Genomic DNA, 13,652 nt, shown 5'->3' with positions numbered 1-13,652 from the left:
ATATGTTCGAACCCCAAACGTTAACGATTCTTGGTGCCACTGGCTCCATAGGTCTAAATACGTTAGCTGTTGCAACACAGCACCCAGAACGCTTTCAGTTGTATGCAGTAACCGCACACTCGAATGTTACTGCCATGGAACAGATTTGTCGCCAGCATAAACCTCGCATTGCCGTGATGGCTGATCAACAAGCCGCGGCTGACTTAAAAGTTCGAATTGCGGACACCTCAGTGCAAGTTTTGAGTGGTCAACAAGCATTGGCGGACGTGGCTGCTGCGGCCGATATGACGATGGCGGCAATTGTTGGTGCGGCTGGATTAATGCCGACTATGGCAGCCGTTACGGCTGGCAAGCGGGTATTACTTGCGAATAAAGAAGCATTAGTGATGTCCGGTCAACTATTTATGAATGCAGTTGTCGAGCATGGTGCCATTCTGCTGCCGATCGATAGCGAACATAATGCGATATTCCAGTGCCTCCCGGTTGCCGCGCAACTGGCGCTGGGTGAGCAGTCGTTGGCCTCAGCCGGTATCAGTAAAATTATTCTGACAGGCTCAGGTGGCCCTTTTCGAGAGCTACCAGTAGCTGAGTTGGCGCATCAATCCCCACAGGCAGCGTGTGCGCATCCGAATTGGAGTATGGGCCAGAAAATCTCAGTCGATTCTGCCACGATGTTGAATAAAGGCTTAGAGTATATCGAAGCGCGTTGGTTGTTTAATTGTCAGCAGGACGAATTGGACGTATTGCTGCACCCACAAAGTATTATTCATTCGATGGTGCGCTACACGGATGGTTCAGTTCTTGCGCAAATGGGCGAACCCGATATGCGTACGCCTATCGCTTATGGTTTGAGTTATCCAGATAGGATAGTCAGCGGCGTGAATGCCTTAGATTTTGAACAGGTTGGGGCGTTGACGTTCTGCAAACCCGATCCGGCGCGTTACCCATGTTTACAGCTCGCTCAAGATGCTTGTTGGCAAGGACAGTGGGCTACCACCAGTTTAAATGCGGCGAATGAGATTGCAGTAGCTGCGTTTTTGAATCATCGCATTCAATTCACAGCTATTGCTGATGTTTGTGCTGACGTGGTTGGACGAATTGAGGCGCAGGAATTGAACTCGTTTGATGCGATCTTGTCTGTAGACCATCAAGCGCGACACTATGCCGAGGAAATCGTGGAGAAGTACGCCGTATGTTAAGTTTGCTGTGGACACTTGCTGCGTTTGTGGTGACCCTAGGTATTTTGGTCACGATTCATGAGTTCGGGCATTATTGGGTTGCCAGACGCTGTGGCGTGAAGGTTCTAACTTTCTCCGTCGGGTTTGGTAAAGCGTTGTGGTCGCGACAAGCGCAAGATGGCACGGTCTATCAGGTTGGGATAATTCCCTTGGGTGGCTATGTGCGAATGTTAGACGCGCGAGTCGATGAAGTTAGTGCATCGGAGTACCCCGTAAGCTTTAACGCGCAATCGGTTTCTAAACGCGCTGCTATTGTAGCCGCTGGGCCTATTGCTAACTTTCTCCTCGCGGTACTAGCTCTATGGCTCATGTATGTCATTGGCGTGCCATCGGTGAAACCCATCGTCGGATCGGTGACTCCGCAGTCTATAGCGGCTCAGTCAGACATTGAAACACCCGCGGAAATCATCTCTATCAATGATCGGATTACCCGAGATTGGCAAGCGGTCAATTTGGCTCTCGCTGCCGAGTTAGGTAATGACACCGTCACCATTCAGCTACGAGACGATAATAATCGCGTGCAAGACGTTCAGTTAGCCATTACTAATTGGCGGTTGAGTGAGGAACAGCAACCCACATTCATGCAGTTAGGACTAGAGCCATTCCGGCCACAACCGACGTTGACTATTGCTTATGTTGCTGATGATTCGCCAGCACAGCGGGCCGGATTCCAGCCTGGCGATAAAATTTTAGCGATAGATGGAACTCCACAGGCGGAATGGTCTCAAACGCTTGAAGCTATTGTTTCCGCACCAGCCGCGACGAAGTTGTTTACGGTGGAGCGGAATGGTCGGCAGGAAGAATTGTTAGTCGAATTGGGACAACGTTCCATTGATGGACAAAATCGTGGGTATTTGGGCGTTGAGGCGGAAGGAACTCGCTATCCCGATGAATACCGATTTGTGCATGAATATGGTGTGATTGATGCCATCGGCGCCGGGGCGAAACAAACCTGGGAACTCATGGAGTTGAGTGTCGCTATGCTTGGTAAGCTACTGACCGGAACCGTGTCAGTGAGTAATCTCAGTGGTCCTGTTGCGATTGCTGAAGGGGCTGGAGTTTCAGCCAGTTATGGATTGGTTTACTTTTTAGGGTTTCTCGCGTTAATCAGTGTTAATCTCGGTATCATAAATCTGTTACCATTACCCGTTCTAGATGGTGGTCATTTAGTTTTTCTCGCTGTTGAGGGTATTCGAGGCAAAGCAGTTTCTGAACGTGTTCAGGATATTGCGTTTCGCATCGGTGGAGCACTGATATTTGCGTTAATGGCTATCGCAATCAGCAACGATATATTGCGGTTGACCGCTTGAAACATTACGTCCAACAAACAAAATTAAGTAGCACAGAATGACGTTGAAAGAGCTGTTCTTAGCCGCCCTTGTTGCAGGGGCTGCATTGCCAGCGCATAGCGCTGAAGAATTCGTAGTAGAAGACATTCGTGTACGTGGCCTCCAGCGAGTAGCTTTAGGTGCGGCATTAACATACATTCCGGTTCGCGTCGGCGATACGGTGTCTGAGGCCGTGGTTCGAGATAGTATTCGCTCGCTCTATTCCTCGACGCATTTCAATAATATTGTCGTACGCCGTGAAGGCGGTACGCTCATCTTTGAAGTGAACGAGCGTCCGACCATTAGTGCTATCGAGTTTGATGGCAACAAAGATATCAAAGACGAACAGTTGGTTGAGAGTTTGACCGACCAAGGTATTGTTGAGGGTGAGCCACTTGATTTGACCACCGTGTCGAGTATCGAAACTGGACTTGAAGATTTTTATCACAGTATCGGTAAATACAACGCCAATATCGACGTCAAAGTGGTCAATTTGCCACGTAACCGGGTGCGTGTTGAAATTGACTTCGAAGAAGGTGACTCTGCTCAAATTCAACAAATCAACATTGTTGGTAACAAAGCTTTTAGTGATGAACAGATTTTAGCTGGACTCGAACTAAAAGATGAGCTGCCTTGGTGGAACTTGTTAGGCGAAACGCGCTACCAGAAACAACAATTGAGTGGTGATTTAGAAACCCTCGAGTCATTTTATAAAGACCGCGGTTATCTCACGTTTGCCATTGAGTCTGTACAAGTTTCAATGACGCCTGATCGCCGTGGTGTTTATGTCACCATTAACGTACGTGAAGGTGAAATCTTCAAAGTTCGTGATACTCGCGTTATAGGTGAACTTCGTGGCCAAGACGAAGTCGTCAAGCGCCTCGTGAAAATTGAACCTGGCGAGCAATATAGCGCGGCAACCGTAACCTATCTCGAAGACTTAGTCGCTCGTGTTTATGGACGTTATGGCTACGCATATCCAGAGGTTAGAGCGATTCCGGAAATTGACGAAGAAACCAATGAAGTTGACTTGGTGTTCTCGGTGAACCCGGGTAAACGGGTGTATGTCAATCGAATCAATTTCCGTGGCAACGTCTCAACTATGGACGAAGTTTTACGTCGTGAAATGCGTCAGTTAGAAGGCGCACCATTGAATGAAGATGCTATCGAGCAAGGTAAAGTTCGATTAGAGCGACTCGGCTTTTTTGAAACTGTGGAGTCAACCACCCAGCGTGTCGATGGCCGGGATGATCTCGTGAACGTCGACTTTACCGTGAAGGAACAGCCATCTGGCTCCTTTAACTTCATGTTCGGCTACGGTGACTACACAGGCTTGCAAATTGGTGCTGGTGTTTCGCAAGAGAACTTCTTAGGTACGGGCAACCGAGCTGGTATTAACATCAATACCAACCGCTTCAATCGTAACCTGCAGTTAACCTATACCGATCGGTATTTTACTAAAGATGGCGTGAGTCTATCAGGACAAGTCTATTTGACTGAGTTCGACGCCGGTAACTTGGATAACTTTATTCGTTACAACCAGCGCAAATATGGTTTGGGCGGCACGATTGCATTTCCAATCAATGAAATCAGTAGCTTCAATTTCGGCTTGATGTATCGCAACGAAGAAGTCACGAATGTTGAAGGTTATGAGCAAATTCGGAACTTTTATCAGCCGTATATTGATGAACGTGACCCGAACTCAGGTGTCGCATTTAATATTTATGAGGCGACAGTCGGTTGGCAACGAGTCACACTAAACCGTGGTGTATTCCCGACTGCTGGTACTCAGAATCGACTCAATGTTGGCGTGACCTTACCGAATAGTGACGTGAATTTCTTTAACGTCAACTATGAATTCAAGCACTATTGGCCGCTTACCCAAAGCCAAGACTTTGTCCTGTTAACGCGCTTGAGCGCAGGCTACGGTAATGGTTATGGTGAAGACGATAATGGCAATGAATATCTGTATCCCTTCTATGAAAACTTCCGTTTGGGTGGTAACGATACACTCCGCGGATTTGAAGCGAATACGGTAGGTCCAAAAGCAGTATTCCGCTATCCGGATTCGATTGGTGGTGTGCCAGGTTACAATGGTATCCCGAGTGATCTGCCAGCTGGACCGGGAGCTGATACCGTAGCGGTCAGCCAGTTCTCTGTTGGTGGTAACGCCATGGTATCGGGTGGTTTCGAGTTAATTTTCCCGACACCATTAGTCAAAGAGGAAGCGAAGAACACAGTTCGCACCAGTTTCTACGTGGACGTGGGTTCAGTATGGGATACCGAGTTCGACTACGATACCTATAAAAACCTTGAGTTATTGGCGAATTCTTTCCCATTACGTGACTTTAGCTCACCGAGTGACTATCGCGTTTCTGCGGGTATCGCGGTACAGTGGTTATCACCAATGGGACCATTGACGTTAGCCTTTGGCCGACCCTTGAAGAGCGCGGACGAGGATCGAACGCAAGTATTTACCTTTAACTTTGGTACCACATTCTAAAATAGCAGCATAGCAAGGAGTTTTTTGTGAAGACATTAATGAAGACAACATTGGCCGCGGCATTACTTTCGACCGCTTTGTTCGCCAATGTAGCGGAAGCGCAACAAAAGATTGGCGTGGTGAGTTTCCAGGCCATTTTGCAGAATCTTCCACAAACACGCGAAATTGAAGAAACCATTCAAAATGAGTTCAAGACCCGCATTGAAGAAGTGCAAGCAATTGAAACTCAAATGAATGGTATTGCAGAGAAACAGCAACGTGACGCTGCAATTCTGTCTGCCAGCGAGCGTACTGCTATGCAGCGCGAGTTCGAAGGTCTGGAAAGTCAGTTACAGTTAAAAGTACGTGCGTTACGCGAAGACATGAACCGTCGTGGTACTGAAGAGCGTGACAAAATCATGATGGAAATCGCGCGCGCTACTCAAGCAGTTGCGACCGAACTCGGTTATGACCTAGTCATTCAAGCTTCAGCAGTTGCTCACATGACTCCTGATCATGAGTTATCGGAAGAAGTGATTGCCGAAATGACAGGTGGTAACTAAGTTGCTAGGCAACTACACCCTTCAAGACCTTGCCTCGGCAATCGGTGCTGAGGCAGTGGGTGATGGATCGCAGCCTATTCAAGGGGTGGCGACTCTGGCATCAGCAACCACCGGACAGATAGCATTTTTAGCGAACGATAAATATCGCTCGCAACTTGATGCTACGCGCGCAAGCGCGGTTATCGTAGCGCCAAACGTTGATTTGCCAGAAGGCTTAGCGGCGTTAGTCACTAAGAACCCTTATGCAGCTTTCGCGAAAGTCGCGCAGCTCCTCGATACGACACCAAGCCCGGCTACCGTTGGTATTGATCCAACTGCACAAGTGGATGCTTCCGCGCACATTGGCGAACGAGTCGCTATTGGTGCGAACGTCATTATAGCGGCAGGTGCCGTGATTGCTGATGACGCAGTAATTGGTGCAGGTTGCTACATTGGTCCTCGAGTGCATATCGGTGAACGCACGAAGCTATGGCAGCACGTGGTGTTTTATCATGATTGTGTTGTTGGAGCAGATTGCCTGTTTCACAGTGGTGCTGTGATTGGCGCAGACGGTTTCGGCTGGGCTAATGAGCATGGTAAGTGGATCAAAATTCCACAGCTTGGACGTGTCGTTATTGGCGATCGCGTTGAAGTTGGTGCAAGTACTACGATCGATCGAGGTGCTTTGGATGACACCATTATCAGTAATGGCTGTATCATCGATAATCAGTGCCAGATTGCTCATAATGTATTTATTGACGAAGATACTGCCATTGCCGGCTGCACTGTTCTCGCAGGCAGTTGCCGCATTGGTAAACGGTGTCTCATTGGTGGCGCCACTGCTATCAATGGTCATATCAGTATCTGTGATGATGTTCAGATCAGCGGATTCTCAATGGTCATTAAAGCCATTGATGAACCTGGTGTGTATGCTTCCGGTATACCTGCAGCACCGCACCGCGAATGGCGGCGCAATGGTGCGCGCTATCGCCAGTTGGATGAACTCTTTCAGCGTGTGAAAAAAATAGAAAAACAACTAGACTCAGACGCATAAGCTGCGAGGAAATTCTATGTCGAATTCAGCGGACGGTGCCTTCGATATCAAAGAAGTGATGGCACTATTGCCACATCGTTATCCCTTTTTATTGGTCGATAAAGTCGTTGCTTGCGACGCCAAGACGTCGATTCACGCGGTGAAGAATATTTCCGTGAATGAACCTCAGTTTACGGGGCATTTTCCGGGCAATCCTATTTTTCCTGGCGTCATGATTCTCGAGGCTTTAGCGCAAGCGGCGGGTTTACTTGGGTTCAAAATTACAGCAAGTCAGCCCGGCAGTCGTGATCTATACTTGTTTGCGGGTGTTGATAATGCTCGGTTTAAGAAACAAGTCCTACCTGGTGATGTACTCGACCTGTTTGTTACCTTTGAAAAAGAGCGCCGAGGCATTTGGGTATTTAAAGGTCGCGCTGAAGTTGCCGGTGAATTGGCGTGTAGCGCAGACATTATTTGTGCGAGACGAGAGACCTAAGTGATTCATTCTACTGCGATAATCGATCCTAAAGCGAAACTCGGTAACAACGTCAGTGTTGGTCCCTATAGTATTATTGGTCCAGACGTTGAAATAGGCGACGATTGTGTCATTGCGCCGCATGTCGTGATTCGTGGACCGACGATTATCGGTCGCAATAATAAGATTTTTCAGTTCGCATCCGTCGGTGAGGATTGTCAGGATAAAAAGTACGCGGGCGAACCGACACGGCTTGAAATTGGCGACAACAATGTTATCCGTGAGTGTGTCACGATTCATCGTGGTACGGTGCAGGATCAAAGTCTCACGAAAATTGGCTCTGATAACTTATTGATGGCTTATGTCCACGTCGCGCATGACTGTGTGGTTGGTGACCATGTTATTTTGGCCAATAACACCACACTCGCGGGCCATGTGCATGTTGGTGACTGGGCTATTTTAGGTGGTTTCACCGGAGTGCATCAGTTCTGTCACATTGGCGCACACGCGTTTACCGCTGTAAATTCCGTCGTCGTCCAAGATATTCCCCCGTATATTATGGCGCAAGGCCACAATGCGGTTCCTCGTACCATCAATAGCGAGGGTTTGAAACGACGCGGGTTTTCAGCAGAACAAGTCATGCGTATTAAGCGCGCCTTTAAAATTCTCTATCGACAAGGTTTGACCGTGGCTGAGGCGATTGAAGCGATGCAGGCACTGGATGCTGATGAAATTCAACCTTTGATCGACTTCGTGCAGTCCAGTCAACGCGGCATTATTCGCTAAACCCTATGAAGCAAACCATTGCTGACGCACCGGTGATTGCCTTGCTTGCAGGTGAGCATTCGGGAGACACTTTGGGTTCAGATCTCATGGTCGCATTACGTCAGTCGCTACCAAACTGCCGATTCATCGGTGTCGGTGGTCCGAAGATGGCCGCCCAAGGTTTGACTAGTTTTGTTCCCATGGAAGATTTAGCGGTCATGGGACTCGCTGAAGTAATTAGTTCACTCCCACAATTGTTGCGTCATCGCCGAACCGTAGTGAAGCAGCTGCTGGCTCAGAAGCCAGACGTGTTTATTGGTATTGACGCGCCTGATTTCAATTTACCGATTGAGAAGAAGCTCAAGGCTGCCGGCATACCGACAGTACATTATGTCAGCCCTTCGGTTTGGGCGTGGCGTCAGAGTCGTATTCATGGCATTAAGGCTGCGACCAACCATGTGTTGTGCTTATTGCCGTTCGAAAAAGCCTTTTACGATCAACACCAAGCGCCGGCAACCTTTGTCGGGCATCCACTGGCAGATACATTACCGATACTCGATACCGACCCCGAAACAGTTGAACAGCGCCAAAGTGCTGCTCGGCGTGAACTTGGGCTAGTTGAGGGGCATCGCGTGATTGGGCTACTACCTGGTTCGAGAGCAGGGGAAATAGCTCGGTTAGCCCCCATTTATCTGCGTGCTGCAGTCCTATTGCATAAGAATAACCCGAATATTCAGTTTGTTACGCCTATGGTGTCTACTGCACGACGCGAGCAATTTCGCGCGTTGGCGCAAGCCATTGCTCCGGATCTCCCGTTGACGATTGTAGATGGGCGCGCGCACACCGTGATGCAGGCATCTGACGCCATTATCGTCACTTCAGGAACCGTGACTCTAGAGGCGATGTTGCTCGGAACGCCAATGGTTGTTGCTTACAATTTTAGTTGGTTAAGTTTTCAATTGATTCGACGGTTATTTAAAGCACCATTCTTTAGTTTGCCCAATTTACTCGCGCAGCGAGAACTGGTGTGCGAGCTGGTGCAAGATGCTGTGACGCCGGCGGCGCTGATGGCTCAGGTCCAATTGTTGTTGGATCAGGAGCAAACACAACTACGCAATGAATTTCGTCAATTACACGCTTCTATACAACAGAACGCAAGCGCCAGCGGTGCGCAAGTGGTCTGCGATATCCTTTCGAATACACCTTAAAAATAGAACGTTTAAAACGATATTTAGTGCTAATAATTCGATTTATCAGGATTTATACTAAGCTCCTTCAGAATTAAAGGAGGTTAGTATGGGACTGTTAGTTGACGGTAAGTGGCACGATAAATGGTACGACACCGATAGCACAGGTGGTCGTTTTGAACGAAGTGCTGCGCAATTCCGAAATTGGATTGAAGCCGATCCAGAAGCTCGTTTCCCGGCGGAAAGCGGGCGCTATCACCTGTATGTCTCTTTTGCCTGTCCATGGGCGCATCGCACCTTAATTATGCGCAAGTTGAAAGGTTTGGAAGACCACATCACAGTATCTGTGGTTGAGCCACTGATGTTAGAAAATGGCTGGGAGTTTGGTGACGGTCCGCTTCATGATCCGCTTTATGACCATGATTATTTGTATCAGCTATATTTACGTGCTGATCCACAGTATAGCGGGCGGGTCACAGTGCCTGTATTGTGGGATAAAAAGCAGCATACTATTGTGAGTAATGAATCAGCGGACATCATTCGGATGCTGAATAGTGAATTTGATGCGTTGACGGGGAATTCACACGACTTTTACCCGGCAGCACAGCGCGACGAAATCGACGCGATTAACGCAACGGTTTATGACCATGTGAATAATGGCGTATACAAGTGCGGTTTTGCGACGCAACAAGATGCTTACGAAGAAGCTTTTGATGCTTTGTTTGCGGCGCTTGATGAACTCGAAGAACGGTTGAGTCAGCAACGATTCTTAGTCGGTGACCGGGTCACTGAGGCTGATTGGCGATTATTTACGACGCTCGTGCGCTTTGATGCAGTTTACGTTGGGCATTTTAAAACGAATGCGAAACGAATTGTCGATTATCCGCAGTTGTGGGATTACGTGAAAGCACTGTACCAAGTAGAGGGTGTAGCCGAAACCGTGGTGATGGACCATATTAAAACGCACTACTACGGCAGTCATGGCACGATTAATCCGACCGGTATTGTACCGAAAGGACCTTGGCTAGATTTTACTGCACCACATCAGCGTGGGGAGGTTTTATGAACAAAGTAATTCTGACTCGGCATCGCGGCATGCCTGCGCAAGATGGTGCCGGTGTGAAATTGACACGCATTATCAATCAGCCGAGTTTGCGCTATCAAGATCCATTTTTGATGCTAGACGAATTCCGTTCGGACGATCCGAATGATTACATTGCTGGTTTTCCACCGCATCCTCATCGTGGGTTCGTGACGCTGACGTATATGTTGGCCGGTCGCATGGAACACAAAGACTCAGTCGGAAACACGGGCGTTGTCGAAGCCGGTGGTGCGCAATGGATGAAAGCTGCGAAAGGCATTATTCATGCCGAAATGCCGAAACAAGAAGATGGTTTGATGTGGGGCTTTCAGTTGTGGATTAACTTACCGGCGAAAGATAAGTTGTCCGCGGCAGAGTGGGCAGACCATCCTGCGGAAAAGATACCAGAGCTTGCTGTCAATGACGCGACCGTGCGTCTCATTGCTGGTGAATATCAGGGGCAGCTGGGTCCAATTCAGCAACCTGAGCAACAGTTTTTGATGATGGATATCAAGTTAGGTCAGGAACCTGTCGCTATCGAGAGTTTCGGTCAGCAAACACGTCTGGTTTATGTGTACGAGGGCAATGCAGCGATTAATGGCGATGTGTTGCAGCGTGGTGAATTAGCTCGCTTGGCTGCGACCGATACGTTGCAGTTACAGAGCGACAGCGCCGAGGGAGCCTCAGTCATTTTGTTGGCAGGTGAGCCAATTGGTGAACCCATAGCGCAGTACGGTCCTTTCGTGATGAATACGCAGCAGGAAATCGAGCAAGCGATTCGGGATTATCAAGCCGGTCGATTACAAGAGGCATAAGATGGCTGACTCGCAACAAATGCAAGCATTGATAGCCGTTGATAAAGCACCGCAATGGACCTCACGCGAGGTCCCTGAATGCGGTGCAGATGAGGTCTTGATTCAAGTGGCTTATGCAGGCTTGAATCGAGCCGATTTGATGCAAATAGCGGGTCATTATCCACCGCCAGCCGATGCCAGCGACATTCTCGGTCTTGAGGTAAGTGGTGTGGTGGCAGCGTGCGGTGAACACGTGAAACAGTTTAGTCCTGGTGATGCTGTTTGTGCGTTACTCGCGGCAGGTGGTTATGCCGACTATGTGGCAGTTCCTGCTGGTCAGGTCGCGGCGTTGCCGCATGGCTTGTCATTAGCTGAAGGTGCAGGCATCTGTGAAGCCTTTGCCACCGCATGGTGGAATTTATATGCATTGGCTGCAGCGCAACCCGGTGAGCGTCTGCTCATCCATGCCGGCGCGAGCAGTGTTGGGAATGCTGCGATTCAACTGGCACAAGCGTTTGGCAATCCTTGCTTTGTGACGATTGGTAGTGATGAAAAGCTAGCGTGGTGTCAGCAATTAGGCGCGGATGCCGGCTGGAACCGCCAACATGGCTCCTTTGTCGATGCAGTTAAGGAATGGGGTGGTGCGGATATTATTCTCGACCCAGTTGCGGGTGACTACCTAGAAGGTGATTTGGAAGTCATCCATGCCGACGGTCGTATCATTGTGATTGGGTTGCTCGCGGGCCGCTTCGCTCACATGGACATCGGTCGATTGCTAATGAAACGAGTTCAGGTGCGTGGGAGCACATTGCGAAGTCAATCTGTGGCAGTGAAGAGCAACATTATGGCTCAGTTGCAGAAGTCGGTTTGGCCCTTGTTTGAATCAAAGCAGCTGCAACCTCAATTGGATACGGTTATCGCGCGGACTGACCTTATGGCCGCATTTGAACGCATGCAAAATAACGATACTCGGGGTAAACTGGTGGTCCGTGTTCTTGGTGAATAAATTCATGGCGAATAATAAGATGATGACCTATGGCCAGTATTTCCACCGCAGTTGACGATCAAATTAGCGCATTCTTAGATCGATTGTGGCTGCAGCAAGGCGTCAGTAAACATACTAGCCAAGCCTATCAGAGCGACCTCAGGCAGTTTCAAAGATTTCTGACCACCGAGCAACGCCCAAATCTCGTCGATGCGTGCGCAGAAGATATTGAAGATTATTTATTGTGGCGACGGCAGCAAGGCCTATCACCACGGAGCACGTCTCGCACGCTCAGTGCATTAAAAAAATTCTACCAGTTTGCTCGCACGCAGCAGTGGTGCGCATTAGATCCAACTGCGCGATTGCGGCGTCCCAAGCAACCGCAATCGATTCCGCATAGTTTGTCAGAATCTGAGGTAGAGGCCTTATTGAATGCGCCTAATGTCGAGGATGCGATTGAACTTCGTGACCGCGCCATGCTCGAAGTTCTGTATGCAACAGGTCTGCGTGTTACGGAGTTAACTCAGCTGACCACTGACCAAATTAGTTTGCAACAGGAACTTGTGCGAGTCATTGGTAAAGGCAACAAAGAACGCTTAGTGCCGTTGGGCGAGGAAGCATTGCATTGGGTACAGGGCTATATGCGTTCAGCTCGGTCGACATTGCATCAAAAGCCTGGCGATTGGTTATTTATCACCCGGCGTGGTGGACCACTGACCCGGCAAGCCTTTTGGTATCGGATCAAATTGTATGCGCAGCGAGCTGACATCCGCTCCCATCTGTCACCACATACTTTACGACATGCGTTTGCTACACACTTGTTGAATCATGGGGCAGATTTACGGGTATTGCAGATGTTACTTGGTCACAGTGACTTGTCCACGACACAAATTTATACCCATGTAGCACGTGAACGTTTACAACAATTGCATGCTCAACATCACCCGCGCGCGTGATAAGATGGCGCCTATGAAACACTCTTATTTGAATCAGGTAAAACGACCTATGAAAACAGCTGTATTGAAAACCATCTTCGTCGCCATGTTTGGGTTAGCAATGAGTGTGAGCTCGGCTAATGAAATCGACGACTTGGATACTAGTCATTTACAACGTATGGGTTTCGCCGTTGAATCCGTTCGCGAGTCGAGTATCCAAGGTTTGTATGAGGTCATTACCAATCAAGGTCTGATTTATGTCAGCCGAGACGGGCAGCAGCTCATGAGTGGTCGTATTTATGATATTACCGGGCCACAGCCGGAAAACTTGAGTGACATTACGCTGAACTCGATGCGTCGCGATAACCTTGCTGAGCAAGTGGATTCTGCAATTGAATTCAAAGCGGAGAATGAAAAATATGTCGTGTCTGTGTTTACCGATCCAACCTGTGGTTATTGCCGTCAACTTCATCAACAAATGGACAGTTATCTAGACGCTGGCATCACGATTCGCTATTACGCGTGGCCACGCAGCGGTTTACAAGGCAGTGCGTTTAATCAATTGAATGCCATTTGGTGTGCCACGGACCCGAAAGATGCTATGACGCGCGCTAAATCTGATCAATCAATTCAACAAGGCAACTGCGTTACTCCGGTTCGAGAGCATTATGAACTGGGACAGAAGTTCGGTGTGCGCGGTACGCCCGCGTTAGTGTTGGCGGACGGTCGCTTGCTGCCAGGCTATCTGCCGCCATCTCGCCTGGTGCAAGAGTTGAATAAGTAATCGTTTCACCCAACCCAGAAGCT

At 48.8% G+C, this 13,652-nt stretch carries 13 protein-coding genes; all 13 read left to right on the top strand.

The window, feature by feature from the left end; translation table 11 throughout:
- The first annotated feature begins 2 nt into the window (after positions 1-2).
- The 13 genes from ispC to dsbC all read left to right on the top strand — a co-directional run bounded on the left by ispC (position 3) and on the right by dsbC (position 13,629).
- The gene (ispC, locus tag ACN0S4_RS00875) at positions 3-1,199 is read left to right on the top strand and encodes a 1-deoxy-D-xylulose-5-phosphate reductoisomerase (RefSeq protein WP_417655868.1); all 1,197 of its coding nucleotides are present in this window, start codon (positions 3-5) and stop codon (positions 1,197-1,199) included.
- Positions 1,193-2,548 (top strand): sigma E protease regulator RseP, encoded by a 1,356-nt coding sequence (rseP, locus tag ACN0S4_RS00870; RefSeq protein WP_417655867.1) that lies wholly within the window; start codon positions 1,193-1,195, stop codon positions 2,546-2,548. Before ispC ends, rseP begins: the two co-directional genes overlap by 7 nt.
- 37 nt (positions 2,549-2,585) lie before the next feature.
- A complete protein-coding gene (gene bamA / locus ACN0S4_RS00865; RefSeq protein WP_417655866.1) occupies positions 2,586-5,069 on the top strand; it encodes an outer membrane protein assembly factor BamA in 2,484 nt (827 codons plus the stop codon).
- Between the two features lie 26 nt (positions 5,070-5,095).
- Positions 5,096-5,611, top strand: coding sequence for an OmpH family outer membrane protein (locus ACN0S4_RS00860; RefSeq protein WP_417655865.1), 516 nt, complete (start codon positions 5,096-5,098; stop codon positions 5,609-5,611).
- The gene (lpxD, locus tag ACN0S4_RS00855) at positions 5,601-6,644 is read left to right on the top strand and encodes a UDP-3-O-(3-hydroxymyristoyl)glucosamine N-acyltransferase (RefSeq protein WP_417655864.1); all 1,044 of its coding nucleotides are present in this window, start codon (positions 5,601-5,603) and stop codon (positions 6,642-6,644) included. The genes ACN0S4_RS00860 and lpxD overlap by 11 nt, the downstream gene beginning before the upstream one ends.
- 16 nt (positions 6,645-6,660) lie before the next feature.
- Positions 6,661-7,119, top strand: a complete 459-nt coding sequence (fabZ, locus tag ACN0S4_RS00850; RefSeq protein ID WP_417655863.1) for a 3-hydroxyacyl-ACP dehydratase FabZ — start codon at positions 6,661-6,663, stop codon at positions 7,117-7,119.
- Positions 7,120-7,884: an acyl-ACP--UDP-N-acetylglucosamine O-acyltransferase gene (gene lpxA, locus ACN0S4_RS00845; RefSeq protein ID WP_417655862.1), complete on the top strand. Its 765-nt coding sequence runs from the start codon at positions 7,120-7,122 to the stop codon at positions 7,882-7,884.
- Positions 7,885-7,889: 5 nt separating this feature from the next.
- Positions 7,890-9,071 carry a lipid-A-disaccharide synthase gene (gene lpxB / locus ACN0S4_RS00840; protein WP_417655861.1) on the top strand — a complete coding sequence of 394 codons (1,182 nt, stop codon included), beginning with the start codon at positions 7,890-7,892 and terminating at the stop codon, positions 9,069-9,071.
- 88 nt (positions 9,072-9,159) lie between these two features.
- Entirely contained in the window at positions 9,160-10,116 is a 957-nt protein-coding gene (locus ACN0S4_RS00835; RefSeq protein WP_417655860.1) for a glutathione S-transferase family protein, read from the top strand.
- On the top strand, positions 10,113-10,946 hold the full coding sequence (locus tag ACN0S4_RS00830) for a pirin family protein (protein ID WP_417655859.1): 834 nt from the start codon (positions 10,113-10,115) through the stop codon (positions 10,944-10,946). Before ACN0S4_RS00835 ends, ACN0S4_RS00830 begins: the two co-directional genes overlap by 4 nt.
- Position 10,947: 1 nt before the next feature.
- Positions 10,948-11,931 (top strand): NAD(P)H-quinone oxidoreductase, encoded by a 984-nt coding sequence (locus ACN0S4_RS00825; RefSeq protein WP_417655858.1) that lies wholly within the window; start codon positions 10,948-10,950, stop codon positions 11,929-11,931.
- Between the two features lie 29 nt (positions 11,932-11,960).
- A complete protein-coding gene (gene xerD, locus ACN0S4_RS00820; RefSeq protein ID WP_417655857.1) occupies positions 11,961-12,866 on the top strand; it encodes a site-specific tyrosine recombinase XerD in 906 nt (301 codons plus the stop codon).
- 49 nt (positions 12,867-12,915) lie between these two features.
- Positions 12,916-13,629: a bifunctional protein-disulfide isomerase/oxidoreductase DsbC gene (dsbC, locus tag ACN0S4_RS00815; RefSeq protein ID WP_417655856.1), complete on the top strand. Its 714-nt coding sequence runs from the start codon at positions 12,916-12,918 to the stop codon at positions 13,627-13,629.
- Positions 13,630-13,652: the final 23 nt, after the last annotated feature.

The sequence above is a fragment of the Pseudidiomarina aestuarii genome, from assembly GCF_048263735.1.
Classification (GTDB): domain Bacteria; phylum Pseudomonadota; class Gammaproteobacteria; order Enterobacterales; family Alteromonadaceae; genus Pseudidiomarina; species Pseudidiomarina aestuarii_B.
The sequence above is the reverse complement of the archived record's forward strand: the minus strand, read 5'-3'. Positions and strand labels throughout refer to the sequence as shown.